This is a genomic window from Frigidibacter oleivorans, from assembly GCF_003993775.1.
GTDB classification, from domain to species: Bacteria; Pseudomonadota; Alphaproteobacteria; order Rhodobacterales; family Rhodobacteraceae; genus Frigidibacter; species Frigidibacter oleivorans.
In genome coordinates, this window is the sequence record NZ_RJRZ01000004.1 from 93,912 (window position 1) to 112,321 (window position 18,410).

The following is an 18,410-nucleotide window of genomic DNA, read 5'->3' on the forward strand; positions in this document are numbered from 1 at the left end:
CGCCCCCTTTATCTTCGGCCCGCCTGCATTAAAACCCGAAGGGACTGCACTAGGCAAAGGATCACACCGAGATGATCGAGACCGGAACCCCCGCCCCCGATTTCACCCTGCCCCGCGACGGCGGCGGCGAGGTCACGCTGTCGGCGCTGATGCCGAAGAAGGTGGTGCTCTACTTCTATCCGAAGGACGACACGCCCGGCTGCACGACCGAGGCGCTGGACTTCACCCGGCTGCGCGACGATTTCGACGCGGCGGGCGCCGTGGTCGTCGGCATCTCCAAGGACAGCGTCGCCGCGCATGACAAGTTCTGCGCCAAGCACGGCCTGGGCGTGATCCTCGCCTCGGACGAGGGCAGCACGGTCTGCGAGACCTATGGCGTCTGGGGCGAGAAGTCGATGTACGGCAAGACCTTCATGGGCATCACCCGCGCGACCGTGCTGATCGACGGCGCGGGGCGGGTGGCGCGGGTCTGGCCAAAGGTAAAGGTCGACGGCCACGCGACCGAGGTGCTGGACGCGGTGCGCGGGCTGTGAGCCCGCCCGCCACCCTTGCCGAGATGGCCGTCGAGGTGCTGACCACCGCCGACGGCCGCGCCAAGACCGCGCTCAGCCGCCGTCACGCCGCAGACTGGTTCGCCGCCCGGGCGGCGGGTCAGCCGATACCGGTGGGCCGCGCCGAACCGCCGCTCAGGCCCGCCCGCCCCGCCAAGCCCGACCTGCTGCCGCCGCGCGACGTGCCCCGCCGCCGCCCCGGCACCCCCGCGGGCCGGATCGCGCTGCTGCACGCGGTCGCGCATATCGAGCTGAACGCGGTGGACCTGCACTGGGACATCGTCGCCCGCTTCGGCCATGTGCCCATGCCCTTGGGATTCTACGACGACTGGGTCAAGGCCGCCGACGAGGAATCGAAGCATTTCAACCTGATGTGCGACTGCCTTGAAGCATTGGGCAGCCATTACGGCGCGCTGCCCGCGCATGCCGGCATGTGGCGCGCCGCCGAAGATACGGTGGACGACCTGCCCGGGCGGCTGGCCGTGGTGCCGATGGTGCTGGAGGCGCGGGGCCTCGACGTGACGCCGGGAATGATCGAGGTCTTCCGCAAGGCCGGCGATACGGGCGCCATCGCCGCGCTGGAGGTGATCTATGCCGAGGAGGTGGGACATGTCGCCTATGGGTCGAAATGGTTCAACTGGCTCTGCGGCCGCGCCGGCACCGACCCGAAGGACGAGTTTCACGCGCTGGTCCGGCGCTATTTCCACGGCGCGCTGAAGCCACCCTTCAACGAGGAGAAGCGCGCCGAGGCCGGGCTGCCGCCGGATTTCTACTGGCCGCTGGCCGAGGATCTGTCCCCGCCCGCCGCGACCGGGGCGCCACATCCCCGGTCTTAATGATTTCCGCACAACTTTCGGCGGTATTTCGCCGATGCCGGCGCCTTCCCGCGCCCCGGTAACGGATGGGACGGCAAAGCCGTTGCTCAATGCCCCCGGCGGTTGCTAATCCCGTCCACGGATGGGGACAATGAAGGGGCAAGGGGCGTGCCGAGGCGGATTCTGAACCGAACGAACGCGGCCATCGGCCGGTACCTGCCGGAACAGCGGCTGTTTCTGAGGTCAGACACCGAAACCCGGTTCATCCGGTTGCAGCCCGTCACCCAGGCCATCGTCCTGTGCACCAGCGGCGCCGTGCTGGCCTGGACCATCGTCGCCTCGGCCATCGTGCTGATGGATTCGATCGGATCGGGCACGGTGCGCGACCAGATGACCCGCAAGCAGGCGGTCTACGAACAGCGGCTCGACACCATCGCCCGCGAACGCGACGCCCGCGCGGCCGAGGCGGCAGCGGCGCAGGAACGCTTCGCCGTGGCGCTGGCGCAGGTGTCGCGGATGCAGTCGACGCTGCTCGAATCCGAGGAGCACCGGCGCGAGCTGGAAACCGGCATCGGCGTGATCCAGGCGACGCTGAAGCGAACGATGGCCGAACGCGATGCCGCCCGGGCCGAGGCCGAGACGGCCACCGCCGCGCTGGCGGGCGAGGATGCGGAGGGCACGGTCCGCACCGGCGACCTGATGGCGACGCTCGACATGGTGTCGGACACGCTGGAACAGACCGCCGCCGAACGCGACATGATGCTGGTGGCCGCCAACCGTGCCCAGGCCGAAACCGACAACATCGCCTATGAAAAGCGCCTGATGGAAGAGCGCAACGACCAGATCCTCGAGGCGGTGGAAGACGCGATCACCGTGTCGATGGAACCGCTGGACAAGGTCTTCCGCTCGGCCGGGCTCGACCCCGACGACCTGATCGCCGATGTGCGCCGCGGCTATTCCGGCCAGGGCGGCCCGATGATCCCGGCGCTGGTGCCCTCGGTCTCGTCGCGGTCCGATCCCACCGCCGCCGCCAGCGACGCCCGCGCCGAACGGCTGCTGGAAGGCTTCGACCGGCTGAACACCTATCGCATCGCCGCCGAAAAGGTGCCGCTGGCGATGCCGCTGAACACCGCCTTCCGCTTCACCTCGCCCTTCGGCAGCCGCTGGGGCCGGATGCACGAGGGCATCGACATGGCCGGCAAGCAGGGCTCGCCGATCTATTCGACCGCCGACGGCGTCGTGACCCATGCCGGCTGGCAAAGCGGATATGGCTATCTGGTCAAGGTCCGCCACGACTTCGGCTTCGAGACCCGCTATGGCCACATGTCCAAAATCCGCGTGACCGTCGGCCAAAGGGTATCGCGCGGGGACCTGTTGGGTGATATGGGAAACACCGGACGCTCCACCGGCACGCATCTTCACTACGAGGTTCGCAGTGGCGGTACCGCGATCAATCCGATGACCTACATCAAGGCGGGAAGAGATGTTTTCTAAGAGCAGGATCAACGAGCCTGGCCCGAAGGCGCCGGGCACCGAGACCGAGAAGCCGCGCGCCCCGGAAGGCGCCATGACCCGGCCCGCAAGCGACTTCACCCCTCCGTCGATGCCGAAGGCCAAGCCCGCGGCCTCGATCCTGTCCTCGGACCTGACGATCACCGGCAATATCAAGACCACCGGCGACGTGCAGATCGAGGGCACGGTCGAGGGCGACATCCGCGCCCATCTGCTGACCGTCGGCGAAAGCGCCACCATCCGCGGCGAGATCGTCGCCGATGACATCGTCGTCAACGGCCGCGTCGTCGGCCGGGTGCGCGGACTGAAGGTGCGCCTGACCTCGACCGCGCGGGTCGAGGGCGACATCATCCACAAGACCATCGCCATCGAAAGCGGCGCGCATTTCGAAGGCTCGGTCCAGCGGCAGGATGACCCCCTGTCGAACGGCACCACGCCGAAGCTGGCGCCGCCGACGGCCCCCGTCGTCGAGTGACGCAGCCGGCCGCGAGTTTCGGCCGAATGATCCCGCGCCGGTCAGCACCGGCAGCACGCTTTCCAGGCGGCCCTGATGGGCCGCCTTTTTCCTTACCGGACGGCCGCGGAGTCGTCCGACCGGGCACTGCGCAATCGTCCGATAACTGCTTTGCCTTTGCAGATTTCGGGTAACATCCCAAGATAGCGACGGATCGAGTCGATCCCCTGCCAAGCCGGCCCGGCCCGCTGGGGCTGGCACCTCGCGCCGGACCAGGCCGGGGTGCGGCAGCAGGAAGAGACGAGGAAGACGCATGAAACTGACAGACGAACGCATTATCGCGGCCCCTCCGGCAACGGTCTGGACGGCGATTCTCGATCCCGAGGTCCTGAAGGCCTGCATCCCGGGCTGCGAAAGCATGACCGGCAGCCCCGAAGACGGATTCGAGGCGGTGGTGGTGCAGAAGGTGGGCCCGGTGAAGGCGAGGTTCACTGGCATCGTGACCCTGACCGACATCCTGCCCGGCGAGGCCGTGACCATCAGCGGCGATGGCAAGGGCGGCGTCGCGGGCTTTGCCAAGGGCGGCGCGCGCGTGACCCTGCGTCCCGACGAGACAGGCGAGCGCACGATGTTGGCCTATGACGTGGATGCCAATGTCGGCGGCAAGATCGCCCAGCTCGGCAGCCGGGTGATCGACAGCTTCGCCAAGAAATTTGCCGACGACTTCTTCCAGCGGTTCCAGACCGCCGTCGAGGAGCCGGCCGAGGCCGAGGACATGCCCGCCGCTGTCGCTGTGGGAGAGACCGAACCCGCCGCGCGTAGGACCGGCTGGCTGAAGCGCCTGACGGGAGGCTGACGGGGGCTGACGGCGCGGCCCGAGGCGGGCAATTGAACAACATGTCACCCAGGTGTCCTTTTCAGGGAGGAAGGAAATGACCAAGGTAACGCTGACGGTGAACGGCAAGGCCGTGAGCCGGGAGGTCGAGCAGCGCACGCTGCTGGTGCAGTTGCTTCGCGATGATCCGGCAAGCGGCGGGTTGGGCCTGACCGGCACCCATGTTGGCTGCGACACCTCGCAATGCGGCGCCTGCACGGTGCATGTGGATGGTATGGCGGTGAAGAGTTGCACGATGCTCGCGGTCGAGGCCGAGGGCGCTGCGGTAACGACCATTGAGGGCATGGCAAATGCCGATGGCTCGCTGTCGCCGCTGCAACAAGCCTTCCAGGACCATCACGGGCTGCAATGCGGCTTCTGCACCCCCGGCATGGTGATGACTGCCGCTGCCCTGCTGGCCGAGAACCCGACGCCGAGCGAGTCCGCGGTCCGGTACTATCTGGAAGGCAATATCTGCCGCTGCACGGGCTATCACGGCATCGTCAAGGCTATCATGGCCGCCTCGGGGCAGGACATGCCCGCGATGGCCGCCGAGTAAGGGAGGACAGGACATGCCCAAGGACACTTCCGCCCCCGCCACCGGCATCGGCGCCGCCACCAAGCGGCGCGAGGACATCCGCTTCCTGACCGGGCGCGGCCGCTATACCGACGACATCAACCTGCGCGGGCAGGCGCATGCGCATTTCCTGCGCTCGGACGTGGCGCATGGCCGGATCCGCAGCATCGACACCGCCGCCGCCGAGGCGATGCCGGGCGTCATCAAGGTCTTCACCGCCGCCGATTTCGCCAGCGCGGGCGGGCTGCCCTGCGGCTGGCAGGTGACCGACCGCTTCGGCCAGCCGATGCAGGAGCCGAAGCACCCGATCCTCGCCGATGGCAAGGTGCGCCATGTCGGCGACCCCATCGCCTGCGTGGTGGCCGAAACGCTCGACCAGGCCCGCGACGCCGCCGACGCGATCGTGGTCGATATCGAGGATCTGCCCGCCGTCATCGACATGAAGGCCGCGCTGGCCGAAGGCGCGCCGAAGGTGCATGACGAGCTGACCTCGAACCTCTGCTACGACTGGGGCTTCGTCGAGGAGAACAAGGCCGCCGTCGAACAGGCCTTCCGCGACGCCGCGCATGTCGTCTCGCTCGACCTGGTCAACAACCGGCTGGTCGCCAACCCGATGGAGCCGCGGGTGGCGGTGGGCGACTACGACTTCGCCACCGACATGCACACGCTCTACACCACCTCGCAGAACCCGCATGTGATCCGGCTGCTGATGGGCGCCTTCGTGCTGGGCATTCCCGAACACCGGCTGCGGGTGGTGGCGCCGGATGTGGGCGGCGGCTTCGGGTCGAAGATCTACCACTATGCCGAGGAAGCCTTCTGCACCGCCGCAGCCAAGGCGCTGCGCCGGCCGGTGAAATGGACCTCGACCCGGTCCGAAGCCTTCATCTCGGACGCGCATGGCCGCGACCATCTCACCCGCATCGAACTGGCGCTGGACGCCGACCACATGTTCACCGCGCTGCGCACGGAAACCTATGCGAACATGGGCGCCTACCTGTCGACCTTCGCGCCCTGCATCCCGACCTGGCTGCACGGCACGCTGATGGCCGGCAATTACCGCACGCCGCTGATCTATGTGAACGTGAAGGCCGTCTTCACCAACACCGTGCCGGTCGATGCCTATCGCGGCGCGGGCCGGCCCGAGGCCACGTTCCAGATCGAACGGCTGGTGGACAAGGCCGCGCGCGAACTGGGGGCGGACCCGGTGGAGCTGCGCCGCAAGAACTTCATCACCGAGTTTCCCTATCAGACGCCGGTCGCCGTGGTCTATGACACCGGCAACTATCACGCGACGATGGACAAGCTGCTGGAAATCTCCGACCGCGCCGGGTTCGAGGCACGGGCGATGGAAAGCCAGGCCCGGGGCAAGCTGCGCGGCTTCGGCATCGCCCATTACATCGAGGCCTGCGGCATCGCGCCCTCGAACCTCGTGGGTCAGCTGGGCGCGCGGGCGGGCCTGTACGAAAGCGCCACGGTCCGGGTCAACGCCACCGGCGGCATCGTGGTGATGACCGGCAGCCACAGCCACGGCCAGGGGCACGAGACGACCTTTGCCCAGGTGGTGGCCGACATGATCGGCATCGATGCCGGACAGGTGGAAATCGTCCATGGCGACACCGCCAACACGCCGATGGGCATGGGCACCTATGGCTCGCGCAGCCTGGCGGTGGGCGGCTCGGCGCTGGTCAAGGCGGCGGGCAAGGTCATCGCCAAGGCCAAGAAGATCGCCGCGCATCTGCTGGAGGCGGCCGAGGGCGACATCGAGCTGAAGGACGGCACCTTCAGCGTCGCCGGCACCGACCGCACCGTCGACTGGGGCGCGGTCTGCCTTGCCGCTTATGTGCCGCACAACTACCCGCTGGCCGATCTGGAACCGGGGCTGGAGGAGACGGCCTTCTACGATCCGGCCAACTTCACCTTCCCCTCGGGCGCCTATGCCTGCGAGGTCGAGGTCGATCCCGAAACCGGCGCGGTCGAGATCCTCGCCTTCTCGGCCGCCGACGATTTCGGCAATATCGTCAACCCGATGATCGTCGAGGGTCAGGTGCAGGGCGGTCTGGCGCAGGGCATCGGCCAGGCGCTGATGGAACACTGCGTCTATGACGAGACGGGCCAGCTGCTGACCGGCAGCTACATGGACTATGCGATGCCGCGGGCCGAGGATCTGCCGCTGTTCCGCGTCGATCATTCCTGCATCACCCCCTGCACCCACAATCCGCTGGGGGTGAAGGGTTGCGGCGAGGCGGGGGCCATCGGCTCGCCCCCCGCCGTGGTGAATGCGGTGCTGGACGCGCTGAACCGCGGCGGCCATGCCGTGTCTCACATCGACATGCCGCTCAGCCCCGCGCGGGTCTGGGCCGCGATCAACGCCTGACGCGCAGGAGGATCGGATGCAGAGTTTCGACTTCGTAAGGCCCTCCAGCGTGGCAGAGGCGGTTGCGGCCCTCGGCGCGGAGGATGCGCAGCCGCTGTCGGGCGGGCAGACGCTGCTGCCCTCGATGAAGCAGCGGCTGGCCGCGCCCGCCGTGCTGGTCAGCCTGTCCGGCATCGCCGAGATGCAGGGACTGCGGCGCGAGGGCGACAGCCTGGTGATCGGCGGCGCCACCACCCATGCGACGGTGGCACGGGCGGCGCGGACGGATTTCCCCGCGCTCGCCGAACTGGCGGGCAATATCGGCGACCCCGCGGTGCGCAATCGCGGCACCATCGGCGGCAGCCTCGCCAACAACGACCCCTCGGCCTGCTATCCGGCGGCGGCGCTGGCGACCGGCGCCACCATCGTCACCGACCGGCGGCAGATCGCGGCGGACGACTTCTTCCAGGGGCTGTTCACCACCGCGCTGGAGGAGGGCGAGATCGTCACCGCCGTCCGCCTGCCGATCCCGCAGCGCGCCAACTACCAGAAGTTCATCCAGCCGGCGTCGCGCTTCGCGCTGGTGGGGGTCTTCGTCGCGTCCTATGCCGGGGGCGTGCGCGTCGCCGTCACCGGGGCCTCGGGCGACGGCGTCTTCCGCTGGACCGAGGCCGAGGCGGCGCTGTCGGACCGCTTCGCCGCCGATGCGGTCACCGGGCTGACGGTGGAGGCGGAGGGCATGATCGGCGACCTGCACGGCACCCCCGCCTATCGGGCGAACCTCGTGCGGGTGCTGACCGGGCGGGCGGTGGCGGCGGCGGGCTGAATGGCGGGCCGAACGGCCCCGCGTCCTGTCGGCCGAACTATCCCGGCGGGACGTGAGCCGCAGGCTCACGCCCAACAAGCTCACAGGGGGGCGGCGCCCCCTCCCCGGCCAGCCGGCCCGGTGCCGCGGCGCCGGCCAGCGCCGGGCTTTCGTCCTTCAGCCCCACGCCGGTCAGCCCCCGCGCCCGGGCCGCGCCGATCAGCCAGGCCAGCCGGTCCGCCGCCTGATCGTGGCCGAGGCCCCCCAGACCGTGGATGTTCGACACGCAGTTCCGTGCGCTGTCGGGGGTGCCGGGCCGCGCCCGCCAGGTCAGATAGGCGCCCAGGCTGTCGGCCACCGACAGGCCGGGGCGTTCGCCCACCAGCACCAGGCACAGATCGGCGCCCAGCCGGTCCGCCACCTCGTCGCCCACCGCCACCCGGCCCTGCCGAACCAGCGCGACGGGTGCCAGCCGCAGCCCGGGCAGCCGCGCCACCAGCGCCTTCACCACGCCCGCCGCCTGCCGGTCCACCGCCAGCGCCGACAGCCCGTCGGCCACCACGATCGCCAGATCGGCCCCGCCGGGCGGCGGCGTCAGCCCCGCCGCATCCTCCGCCCGCAGCCGGCGCCCCAGATCGGGGCGGCGGATATAGGTGGCGCGGTCGGGGGCGCGGCTGTGCAGGTCCAGCACCGGCAGCGGCGCCAGCGCCGCCGCCAGCGCCGCCCAGTCCACCGGCGCATGGATCGCGTCCCGCGCCCGTGCGTGGCAGGCCTGAAAGTCCAGCACCGCCGACAGCGGCGCCGCCCCGCCCGCCGGGTCCAGCCGCAGCCGCGCGGGGGTCAGCCGGCGCAGATTGCCGAAGGCGGGTGCCTCGCTCATGCCGGCAGGCCCATCCGCCGGGCCAGTTGCCCCAGATCGGGCAGGGCGCGCAGGCCACGCTCCTCGCCCAGGCCGGTCCGGGCCAGCCAGTCCTCGAATTCCGGCGCGGGACGCAGGCCGAAGGTGCGGCGCAGCCAGGCCGCATCCTCGAAGGCGAGGCTCTGATAGCTCAGCATCACGTCATCCGATCCCGGCACGCAGATCACGAAGTTCACCCCCGCCGCCGCCAGCAGCGTCATCAGCGTGTCCATGTCGTCCTGATCCGCCTCCACATGGTTGGTGTAGCAGACGTCCACCCCCATCGGCAGGCCCAGGATCTTGCCGCAGAAATGATCCTCCAGCCCCGCCCGGATGATCTGCTTGCCGTCATACAGGTATTCCGGCCCGATGAAGCCCACGACCGTGTTGACCAGCAGCGGATCGAAGGCGCGGGCGACGCCATAGGCCCGCGCCTCCAGCGTCTGCTGGTCGACGCCGTGATGGGCATCGGCGGACAGGGGCGCGCCTTGCCCGGTTTCGAAATACATCACGTTCCGCCCGACCGTGCCGCGGTTCAGCCCGCGCGCCGCCGCATGCGCCTCGGCCAGGACTGACAAGGTGACGCCGAAGCCCGCATTCGCGGCCTCGGTCCCCGCGACCGACTGGAAGACCAGATCGACCGGGCCGCCCGCCTCGATGATCTCCAGCGTGTTGGTGACATGGGTCAGCACGCAGCTTTGCGTCGGGATGCCGAAATCCAGCCGCAACCCGTCCAGCGCCTGCAGGATCGCGGTACAGTTGGCGATGTTGTCGGTGGCCGGGTTGATGCCGATCACCGCATCGCCCGTGCCCTGCAGCAGCCCGTCCAGCACCGCCGCCGCGATCCCCTTCAGATCGTCCGCGGGATGGTTGGGCTGCAGCCGGGTGGCGATGCGGCCCTTCTGCCCCAGCGTGTTGCGGAAGGCGGTCACCACCTCGGCCTTGCGCGCCGCGGCGATCAGGTCCTGGTTGCGCATCAGCTTGCTGACGGCGGCCACCATCTCGGGCGTCAGGCCGGGCGCGGCGCGGGCGAGGCTGCGCGCCTCGGCCGCGTCCGACAGCAGCCAGTCGCGCAGCTCGCCCACCGTCATCGCGGCAAAGGGCGCGAAGGCCGCGGCATCGTGGCTGTCGAGGATCAGCCGCGTGACCTCGTCCGTTTCGTAGGGCACGACCGTCTCGGTCAGGAATTCGGCCAGCGGCAGGTCGGCCAGCGCCATGCGCGCGGCCACGCGCTGCGCCTCGCTCTCCGCGGCGATGCCGGCCAGCTGGTCGCCCGACCGTTCCGGCGTCGCCGCGGCCAGCAGCGGCGCCAGCCCGTCGAAACGGTAACGCTCGCCGCCGAGCAGGGCGCTGTAGCTGGGCATGACCGGCCTCCCTCTGTCGCAGGGTCAGGCTAGCGCGGAGGCCGGGGCGCGGTCGAGAGGCGGAGCGCGCCCGCCGCGCGGCAACCGGCCCCCGCCCGTTCGCCGGGCGCAGGGCCGCCCGGCTGCCGCAAAAATGGGCTGGACCCCGGCCGCCGCCGCGCCATATCGCCCGTCACATCAAGGGCGCGGGGGAAGGGTGATGCCGAAGATGCGCAAGAAGGCCGACCTGCCGCGCAAGATCTGCGCGACCTGCGGCCTGCCCTTCACCTGGCGCCGGAAATGGGCGCGGGACTGGGAGCGGGTCACCCACTGTTCCGACCGCTGCCGCGCGGCCCGAAGCCGCCCGCGCGGGCCGCAGGACGGTCAGCCCAGCCGGTAGTTCGGGCTTTCCCGGGTGATCTGCACGTCATGGACGTGGCTTTCCTTCAGCCCCGCGCCGGTGATCTTCACGAACTGGCAACCGCCGCGCATCGAGGTGACGGTGCGATGGCCGGTATAGCCCATCGCCGCGCGCAGCCCGCCCACCATCTGGTGGACCACGGCGGTGACCGAACCCTTGTAGGGCACCTGCCCCTCGATCCCCTCGGGCACCAGCTTGTCGGAGGCTGCGTCCTTCTGGAAATAGCGGTCGGCCGAGCCGCGCGCCATCGCGCCGAGCGAGCCCATGCCGCGATAGGATTTGAACGACCGGCCCTGATACAGGATCACCTCGCCCGGGCTCTCGTCGGTACCGGCTATGGCCGAACCCACCATCGCGCAGGAGGCGCCCGCCGCGATCGCCTTGGCGAAATCGCCGGAAAACTTGATGCCGCCATCGGCGATGACCGGGCTGCTGCCGGCCGCGCCCGCCGCATCCATGATCGCGGTCAGCTGCGGCACGCCGACGCCCGCGACGATGCGGGTGGTGCAGATCGAGCCCGGGCCGATGCCCACCTTCACCGCATCCGCCCCCGCCCCGATCAGCGCCCGCGTCGCCTCGGCCGTGGCCACGTTGCCTGCGATCACCTGCACCGCGTTGGAGAAGGACTTGATCCGTTCGACCGCCATGCCCACGCCCTCGGAATGGCCATGCGCGGTGTCGATCACCACGATGTCCACGCCCGCGTCGATCAGCGCCTTGGACCGCTCGAACCCCTCGTTGCCCACGGTCGAGGCGGCGGCGACGCGCAGCCGCCCCAGCTCGTCCTTGCAGGCGTGGGGGTTCAGCACCGCCTTTTCGGTATCCTTCAGCGTCAGCAGGCCGGTCAGCTTGCCGCGGCCGTCGGTCACCAGCAGCTTTTCGATCCGCCGCGCCTTCATCAGGCTCTTGGCCTCTTCCAGATCGGCGGGTTCGGTGACCATGGCGAGGTTGTCCGCCGTCATCACCGCCCGCACCGGGGTGCGGTCGTCGCTGGCAAAGCGCATGTCGCGGTTGGTGACGATCCCCACCACATGGCCGCGCTCGTCCACCACCGGAAAGCCGGTGACGTTGTAACGCTCCTGCAGCGCCTTGGCATCGGCGACGGTCTGGTCGGCGGTCAGCGTGATCGGGTTGTAGACGACGCCCGATTCGAAGCGCTTCACCCGGCGCACCTCGCGCGCCTGCTCCTCGATCCCCAAGTTGCGGTGGATCACCCCGATCCCGCCCGCCTGTGCCATGGCGATGGCCATCCGCGCCTCGGTCACCGTGTCCATGGCCGAGGACAGAAGCGGGATGTTCAGCCGGATCGTCGGGGTGACGAAGGTCGAGGTGTCTGCCTCCGATGGCAGCACGCTCGACGCTGCGGGAACCAGCAGCACGTCATCGAAGGTGAGCGCCTCGCGAATCTCCATCGGGAACCTCGTTCGGGGAGTGTCGGTTGGCGCTTCCCTGTTTCACGGCCTTGACCCGAAGGCAAGGGGTCAGGCCGAAAGAAGGATGCGGCAGGCCTGCCCTGCCCGTCCGGCCGCGTCCTGCCGTCAGGCCGTGGCCGCGTTGGTGCGCGCCGCCAGCCGCCCGTCGGGCCACATCCGCAGGATGCCGAAGGCGATCCAGGGCACGATCACCGTGCAGGCCAGCAGGACCGCCAGCCCCGGCCAGCGCCACACCCCGCCCATCGACAGCCAGTAGGCCGCCATCGTCGTCAGCGGGAAGGTGAAGGCCCCCCAGAGGGGCGAAAAGCCCCCCGCGGTCAGCCAGCGCGCCCCGGCCAGCCCCGCCAGCGCCATCGCCGCCGTCAGCAACGCGAAGCCCTGCGCCACCCCATGCCAGCCCAGCCCGAGCGCGACGAAGCCCAGATAGTTGGCGGGCGTGCTGTGGATCGCCAGCAGCGGCCGCAGCGGGGCGGGCACGCTCTCGCGCCGGACCTGTTCGAGGCTGACGGCCCAGATCGCCAGCGCCGCGGGCAGCGCCAGCAGGAACATCACGAAGGCCAGGTCCATCAGGCCGAGCGCCTCGGCGATCAGGCCGCCGACGATGACGCCGGTGAAGTTCAGGTGCCAGACCGGCGTCACCACCCGCGCCGGCGCGGGCCCGAGGATCATGTGGCGGACCAGCAGCACCGCCACCGCCGCATGCAGCGCGATCCCCAGCAGAAGGATCGGGCGGGCCTGATCCGGCGCATAAGGGGCCAGCGCCCCCGCGAAGGCATAGACCGAGATCACCGCCGCGCCGATGCCCGCCCGTCCCGGCAGGATGCGCAGATCCTCGGACAGCACGGCGGGCCGGCGCGCGATCTTCACCATCAGCGCGGTCAGCGCCCAGAGGAACAGGCAGCAGGCCGCCCCCAGCAGCATCTCGCCGGCGGCAGGCGGCAGGGCGAAGGTGGTCAGCCCCGTCCGCCAGGCCAGCCCCAGCCCCAGCAGCCCGAGGATCGGCGGAAAGATCGCGGGCGGCGTGCGGGCAAAACGAAGGGCGGCGATGGGCGGGGCGGTCACGCGGAAACTCCCTCGGTGGCGGTACTGGCTGTAGGTGCGGATTAGCGCGGCCCGCGCGCCACGACACGCGGAAATGCCGCATCGGACAAGGGCGAAACGTCGCGCAGCCCGCCGGCCGCCGCGGAACCGTGGTGCTTGCCCCTGCCCCCGCACGGCCGCATCATCCGCCCCGAAGGCCATCGCGGCGCGGCCGGTCCCGAAGCGCCGCGCAACGCAGAGCAGGAAACGACCGACATGACCCCCCGTCCCCTCCGCCCCGCCGCAGTCCGTCCCGCCGCAATCCGTCCCCTGATCGCCCTCGCCCTGCCGCTGGCGCTGCTGGCCTGTTCGCGCGATCCGGGCTTCGTCGGCGTCGCCGGGGTGCGCGAGGCCGAGCCGGCCGCGGTCGCGGCCTGCGCCTATGTCACCGATATCCGCATGACCCCCGGCGTCTATGGCCCGCTGCTGGCGCAACAGGGCCTGTCCTATGCGCGCAACAAGGTGAAGGAGGATGCGCTGGCCGCCGGCGCCAATACCGTGGTGTTCGAGAAGGTCAGCCCCGGGGAACCGGTCTACGAGGTGCGTGCCCGCGCCTATCGCTGCTAGAACCGCAGCGGCAAGCAGACATGCGCCAGACGCATGTCCAGCCAGTCGCCAGACGCATGACGGCTCTGCCGGTGTGGCCGTTGCCGCAGCGCAGCACCGATGCTACCTGCTGGGACGGGGAGAAACCTGACCAAGGAGGTTTCCGATGGCCTATACCGCTGGACACAACAACCAACCCGCCGGCCTCTCGCTCGGTGCCCGCCTTTCGGCCCTGGGCGCGGCGATCGGCGCCGGCTTCGTGCGCTATGCCGAATACCGCTCGCGCTCGGCCGAGATCCGTGCGCTGGAAGCGCTGAGCGACGAGGAACTGGCCGCGCGCGGCCTGACCCGCGACCGGATCGTGCATCACGTCTTCCGCGACGCCTTCTTCATCTGACGGACGATCCGGCAGGACCGGGGGGCAGGACCGGGGGGAAGGGGCAACCTGCCTTCCCCCTCTTTTCTCGCCCGCGAAAGGATGGCACATCCTGTGCTGATGCCGGCCCTGCGGCCGGACCCGCACGGGAGATGTCCATGCAGGACCTGCACAGCCACGAGATCCGCCGCGCCGCCGACCGCGATACCGACGGCGGCGAGGCGGACAGCGTCACCCTCGACTATGCCGGGCGGTTCCTGCGGCGCAAGCGGCTGACCTCGGACGGGGGCATCGGCTTCCTCGTCGATCTGGCCGAAACCGCCAGCATCGAGCCGGGCGACGCGTTCCTTCTGTCCGATGGCCGGCAGATCGCCGTCCGCGCCGCCGACGAGACGCTGATCGAGGTCACGGGGCCGGACCTGCCGCGCCTCGCCTGGCATATCGGCAACCGCCACACCCCCTGCCAGATCGCCCCCGACCGGCTGGTGATTGCGCAGGACCCGGTCTTGGCCGGGATGCTGCGCGGGCTCGGCGCCACGCTCCGCGACATCACCGGCCCCTTCCGCCCCGAGGGCGGCGCCTATGGTCACGGCCGCACGATGGGACATGACCACGGCGATCACGGCCACCACCACGTCCACCATCACGGCTCTCACGGAACCGGCGCGGAAGATCCCGCCGCCGATCTGCCGCCCGATGAGTGACCGGATTGACTGACGCGGCCCGCCTTGTCCATGCGCCCGCGCCCCTCGACGCCGATGTCGCGCAGGGCGCGGGCGGCGGTGACGCGGCGCTGGTGACGCTGGTGCAATGGCTGTCCCCCGCCTTTCCGACCGGCAGCTTCGCCTGGTCGCACGGGCTGGAATGGGCCATCGCCCAGGGCCATGTCCGTGATGCCGGCGGGCTGGCGGACTGGCTGGCGGATGTGATCGCCTTCGGCAGCGGCCGCAGCGACGCGATCCTGCTGGCGCTGTCGCTCGCCCCCGGCGCCGACCATGCGCATCTGGCGGCCCTCGCCCGGGCGCTCGCCGCATCACGCGAACGCGCCGCCGAGACCGAGGAACAGGGCCGCGCCTTCACCGACACCGTCAACGCCCTTGCCGGCACCGGTCATCCGCCCGCGCCCCTGCCCGTCGCCGTCGGGCGCGCGGCGGCGGGGCTGGGCCTGCCCGCCGACCGGGTGGTGGCGCTCTACCTGCAATCCTTCGCCTCGGCGCTGGTGCAGGGCGCGGTGCGCTTCATCCCCCTCGGCCAGACCGAGGGGCAGCGCGTGCTCGCCGGCCTCTCCGCCCCGATCCTGCGCCTCGCTGCCGCGGCCCCCGGCTGGGGTCCCGACGATCTCGGCTCCGCCGCCTTCGGCTCGGACATGGCGGCGATGGCGCATGAGGCGATGGACGTGCGCATCTTCCGCAGCTGAAGGAACCTCTCATGACCAGTCCCCACGGCCCCCTGCGTGTCGGAATCGGCGGCCCGGTCGGCGCCGGCAAGACCACGCTGACCGAACGGCTGTGCCAGGCGCTGCGCGACCGCTGGTCCATCGCCGTGGTCACCAACGACATCTATACGCGCGAGGATGCCGAATACCTGATGCGGGCGCAGGCCCTGCCGATGGAACGCATCCGCGGGGTGGAAACCGGCGGCTGCCCGCATACCGCGATCCGCGAGGATGCCTCGATCAACCTCGCCGCCATCGCCGACCTGCGTGCCCGGCTGCCCGACCTCGACATCGTGCTGATCGAATCGGGCGGCGACAACCTCGCCGCCACCTTCAGCCCGGAACTGGCGGATCTGACGATCTATGTGATCGACACCGCCGCCGGTCAGGACATTCCCCGCAAGAAGGGGCCGGGGCTGACGCGCTCGGACCTGCTGGTGGTCAACAAGACCGACCTCGCGCCCCATGTGGGCGTCGATCTGGCGCTGCTCGAATCCGATGCCCGCGCCGCGCGGGGCAGCCGGCCCTTCGTCATGGCCGAACTGAAGACCGGCCGCGGCGTGGCCGAGATCGTGGCCTTCCTCGAACGCGAAGGCGGACTCTGACCCGGCGCGGTCGCGCCGGTCACGTCGTCGCGTTTGCTGCCCCCCTGCGGCTGATCCAAATATCCCGCGGGGGGCGCGGGTGGCGCGAAGCCCCCCGCTTCCACGGCGGCCTTACGGCCAGATCGGGTTCGACCAGGCGCGCTTGCCGCCCGCGTCGATCACCGTCACCCGCAGCCAGGGCGAGGCGGCGAAGCGGTCGCGGCGGATGCTGGCCCGGGTCATCGAGGCGCCGTGCTGCGCCACCGCCGCCGTGCCCCTGCCCTGCACGATCACGCTGACCGCGGCCGAGCACTCCACCTCCACCGTCGTGGGCGTCACCTCGATCCCGCGGATCTCGGGCCCTTGCGTCGAATAGAAGCGTCCCGCCTTCAGCGCCGCCAGCAGCGCCTCGGGATCGTTCGCCTCGGCCTTCACCATGACCCAGCCGCCGAAATGGTCGGGCTCGGTGAAATGTGCGTCGTCGGTGGCGACCAGCGACAGGCGGCGGCCTTCCGACAGCAACAGGTCGGCGATGCCGAAGCCGTCGCCGCGGTCGCAGCCGGTGGCGCAGCCGTGATTGTAGATCTCCACCGCATGCGCCGCCTCGATCCCGCGCGCATCGGCCAGCGTCAGCCCGGACCAGGCCGGATGGGCGATGGCGACGAAGGCCCCCGCCGCCACCGCGCGCGCCGCGATCTCGGCCCCCGTCTCCTGCCCTGCGACGGGGCGGAAATGCGGGCTGTCCGGGGCGGCGAAATCCGGCGGCAGGCCGACGGCGAGGATGTGCCACAACTCGCCATTCGCCATCGCGCCCGAATGCAGCTCGGCCCCGAGGATCGTGGTGAAGGCATTGCTGCGGAAGGGCACCGTATCCGCGACGGGATAGCCGTAGACCCCGACGAAATGATCGGTCAGGGCAATGAAGTCATAGCCCTCGGCGGCATAGCGGCGGCAGACCTCCTCGGGCGGCAGCGCGCCGTCCGACAGGTTGGAATGGGTGTGCAGGTTCCCGCGCCAGAACCGGCCCGGAGCGGTGAAGGGAGACTCGAAATTCATGGCATCCTCGCTTGGCCGGCGGACCATGCGCGACCGCTGTGACAACCGCGCGACGACCGGGTCCGGGCCTCAGGCCACCCGCCGCCCCTGCACCCAGGTGCCGCGCAGGATCGGCGTGTCGCCCAGGCGGCGGAACCGGATCAGGTCGGCGCGGGCGCCCGGCTCGATCCTTCCCCGGTCGGCCAGCCCCGTGGCGCGGGCGGGGGCGGCGGTGACGGTGGCCATGCCGCGCGCCAGGTCGCCCCAGAGGTCGCCCAGCCGCAGCGCCGCCGACAGCAGCGCGGCGGGCACGTAGTCCGACGACACGATGTCCAGAAGGCCCGCCTCGGCCAGATCGCGGGCGGCCACATTGCCCGAATGCGATCCGCCGCGGATCAGGTTCGGCGCCCCCATCATCACCAGGATACCATGGGCATGGCAGGCCTCGGCCGCCTCCAGCGTCGTCGGGAATTCGGCCAGCCGGATGCCGTAGCCCGCCGAGGTGGCCACATGGTCGGCGGTCGTGTCGTCATGGCTGGCCAGCGCCGCGCCCAGCCGCTGCGCCACCGCCACCGCCGCCGCCTCATGCGCGTCGCCATAGGTGTCGCGCAGCGCCTTCAGCCGGGCCACGTGCTCGGCAAAGCCCTCCTCGGACATGCCGCGCTTGCCCATGACGTATTGCGCCAGCTTGCCCACGTCACGGAACTGCCGCTGGCCGGGGGTATGGTCCATCAGGCTGACGATGCCGACCCGGTCGGTTTCGGAAAACTCGTCCAGTTCCGCGATCAGCGTCTCGGAACAGACCTCGGCCCGCAGATGCAGGAAATGGCTGATCCGCAGCGCCCCCTTGCCGCGCAGGTCCAGCAGTTCCGAGGCCAGTTCGCGGGCGTATTTGGCATAGTCGCCCTTGTCGCCCCGCGTGATCGACCCCACCCGCATCGCGTCGAAGACGGTGGTGATTCCCGTCCCCGCCAGTTCCGCGTCATGGGCGAGGATCGCCGCCGCATGCGGCCAGTCCACCCCCGGGCGCGGCTGGATGTGGCGTTCGAGGTTGTCGGTATGCAGCTCGATCAGCCCCGGCGCGAGGAAGTCGCCCTCGCAATCCACGGCACCCGGCGGAATGCCGCTGCCCTCGCCGATCTCGGCGATCCGCCCGTCACGCAGGCAAAGGCTGCCGCGAAGCGTCCGTTCCGGCAGCACGAGCGTGGCATTGGCGAAAATCGTCTCGGTCATGGTCTGGTCCTTTGGGTCCGGCACGGGCAAGGGTGGCGGGACCGGCAGAGCCCCGGATCACCCCGGTCTTCAGGGGGGAGGAATG

The 18,410-nt window shown here is 70.4% G+C and carries 20 protein-coding genes; 14 read left to right on the plus strand and 6 right to left on the minus strand.

The window, feature by feature from the left end; genetic code table 11:
- Window positions 1-71: 71 nt before the first annotated feature.
- From EEY80_RS07400 to EEY80_RS07435, 8 genes are all read left to right on the plus strand, one after another.
- Window positions 72-533 (plus strand): peroxiredoxin, encoded by a 462-nt coding sequence (locus tag EEY80_RS07400; RefSeq protein ID WP_126975954.1) that lies wholly within the window; start codon window positions 72-74, stop codon window positions 531-533.
- 23 nt (window positions 534-556) lie between these two features.
- Window positions 557-1,387 carry a ferritin-like domain-containing protein gene (locus tag EEY80_RS07405; protein WP_126976136.1) on the plus strand — a complete coding sequence of 277 codons (831 nt, stop codon included), beginning with the start codon at window positions 557-559 and terminating at the stop codon, window positions 1,385-1,387.
- 147 nt (window positions 1,388-1,534) lie between these two features.
- The gene (locus EEY80_RS07410) at window positions 1,535-2,860 is read left to right on the plus strand and encodes a M23 family metallopeptidase (RefSeq protein ID WP_126975955.1); all 1,326 of its coding nucleotides are present in this window, start codon (window positions 1,535-1,537) and stop codon (window positions 2,858-2,860) included.
- Window positions 2,850-3,353 (plus strand): bactofilin family protein, encoded by a 504-nt coding sequence (locus EEY80_RS07415; RefSeq protein WP_126975956.1) that lies wholly within the window; start codon window positions 2,850-2,852, stop codon window positions 3,351-3,353. The genes EEY80_RS07410 and EEY80_RS07415 overlap by 11 nt, the downstream gene beginning before the upstream one ends.
- A gap of 292 nt (window positions 3,354-3,645) precedes the next feature.
- Window positions 3,646-4,188: an SRPBCC family protein gene (locus EEY80_RS07420; protein ID WP_126975957.1), complete on the plus strand. Its 543-nt coding sequence runs from the start codon at window positions 3,646-3,648 to the stop codon at window positions 4,186-4,188.
- A 76-nt stretch (window positions 4,189-4,264) separates the two neighbouring features.
- Entirely contained in the window at window positions 4,265-4,765 is a 501-nt protein-coding gene (locus EEY80_RS07425; RefSeq protein ID WP_126975958.1) for a (2Fe-2S)-binding protein, read from the plus strand.
- 13 nt (window positions 4,766-4,778) lie between these two features.
- Window positions 4,779-7,157 (plus strand): xanthine dehydrogenase family protein molybdopterin-binding subunit, encoded by a 2,379-nt coding sequence (locus tag EEY80_RS07430; protein WP_126975959.1) that lies wholly within the window; start codon window positions 4,779-4,781, stop codon window positions 7,155-7,157.
- Window positions 7,158-7,173: 16 nt separating this feature from the next.
- A complete protein-coding gene (locus EEY80_RS07435; RefSeq protein WP_126975960.1) occupies window positions 7,174-7,962 on the plus strand; it encodes an FAD binding domain-containing protein in 789 nt (262 codons plus the stop codon).
- A gap of 37 nt (window positions 7,963-7,999) precedes the next feature.
- Here EEY80_RS07435 and eutC read toward each other — a convergent pair whose 3' ends face one another.
- Together eutC and EEY80_RS07445 are read right to left on the minus strand one after the other, a co-directional pair.
- Complete coding sequence (gene eutC / locus EEY80_RS07440) at window positions 8,000-8,821, minus strand: ethanolamine ammonia-lyase subunit EutC (RefSeq protein ID WP_126975961.1); 822 nt, start codon at window positions 8,819-8,821, stop codon at window positions 8,000-8,002.
- The gene (locus EEY80_RS07445; RefSeq protein ID WP_126975962.1) at window positions 8,818-10,203 is read right to left on the minus strand and encodes an ethanolamine ammonia-lyase subunit EutB; all 1,386 of its coding nucleotides are present in this window, start codon (window positions 10,201-10,203) and stop codon (window positions 8,818-8,820) included. The genes eutC and EEY80_RS07445 overlap by 4 nt, the downstream gene beginning before the upstream one ends.
- Window positions 10,204-10,402: 199 nt before the next feature.
- Here EEY80_RS07445 and EEY80_RS07450 point away from each other — a divergent pair, with 199 nt between their 5' ends.
- The gene (locus EEY80_RS07450; RefSeq protein ID WP_126975963.1) at window positions 10,403-10,582 is read left to right on the plus strand and encodes a DUF2256 domain-containing protein; all 180 of its coding nucleotides are present in this window, start codon (window positions 10,403-10,405) and stop codon (window positions 10,580-10,582) included.
- Here the strand turns inward: EEY80_RS07450 and guaB are convergent.
- Both guaB and EEY80_RS07460 read right to left on the minus strand, forming a co-directional pair.
- Entirely contained in the window at window positions 10,567-12,015 is a 1,449-nt protein-coding gene (gene guaB, locus EEY80_RS07455) for an IMP dehydrogenase (protein ID WP_126975964.1), read from the minus strand. The two genes, EEY80_RS07450 and guaB, sit on opposite strands and share 16 nt — an antisense overlap.
- 126 nt (window positions 12,016-12,141) lie before the next feature.
- Window positions 12,142-13,098, minus strand: a complete 957-nt coding sequence (locus tag EEY80_RS07460; protein ID WP_235829741.1) for a TDT family transporter — start codon at window positions 13,096-13,098, stop codon at window positions 12,142-12,144.
- A gap of 234 nt (window positions 13,099-13,332) precedes the next feature.
- Here EEY80_RS07460 and EEY80_RS07465 point away from each other — a divergent pair, with 234 nt between their 5' ends.
- From EEY80_RS07465 to ureG, 5 genes are all read left to right on the plus strand, one after another.
- Window positions 13,333-13,683 (plus strand): hypothetical protein, encoded by a 351-nt coding sequence (locus EEY80_RS07465; RefSeq protein ID WP_126975965.1) that lies wholly within the window; start codon window positions 13,333-13,335, stop codon window positions 13,681-13,683.
- 145 nt (window positions 13,684-13,828) lie between these two features.
- Window positions 13,829-14,059: a DUF1127 domain-containing protein gene (locus EEY80_RS07470; protein ID WP_126975966.1), complete on the plus strand. Its 231-nt coding sequence runs from the start codon at window positions 13,829-13,831 to the stop codon at window positions 14,057-14,059.
- A 137-nt stretch (window positions 14,060-14,196) separates the two neighbouring features.
- A complete protein-coding gene (locus EEY80_RS07475) occupies window positions 14,197-14,742 on the plus strand; it encodes an urease accessory protein UreE (protein ID WP_126975967.1) in 546 nt (181 codons plus the stop codon).
- Window positions 14,743-14,831: 89 nt separating this feature from the next.
- Window positions 14,832-15,455 carry an urease accessory protein UreF gene (locus EEY80_RS07480; protein ID WP_235829754.1) on the plus strand — a complete coding sequence of 208 codons (624 nt, stop codon included), beginning with the start codon at window positions 14,832-14,834 and terminating at the stop codon, window positions 15,453-15,455.
- An 11-nt stretch (window positions 15,456-15,466) separates the two neighbouring features.
- Window positions 15,467-16,078 (plus strand): urease accessory protein UreG, encoded by a 612-nt coding sequence (ureG, locus tag EEY80_RS07485; protein WP_126975969.1) that lies wholly within the window; start codon window positions 15,467-15,469, stop codon window positions 16,076-16,078.
- A 111-nt stretch (window positions 16,079-16,189) separates the two neighbouring features.
- On the opposite strand, the gene EEY80_RS07490 is transcribed toward ureG, so the two are convergent.
- Window positions 16,190-17,113, minus strand: a complete 924-nt coding sequence (locus EEY80_RS07490) for a CehA/McbA family metallohydrolase (protein ID WP_126975970.1) — start codon at window positions 17,111-17,113, stop codon at window positions 16,190-16,192.
- Between the two features lie 69 nt (window positions 17,114-17,182).
- A complete protein-coding gene (locus tag EEY80_RS07495) occupies window positions 17,183-18,325 on the minus strand; it encodes an alpha-D-ribose 1-methylphosphonate 5-triphosphate diphosphatase (protein ID WP_126975971.1) in 1,143 nt (380 codons plus the stop codon).
- Window positions 18,326-18,410 lie beyond the last annotated feature (85 nt).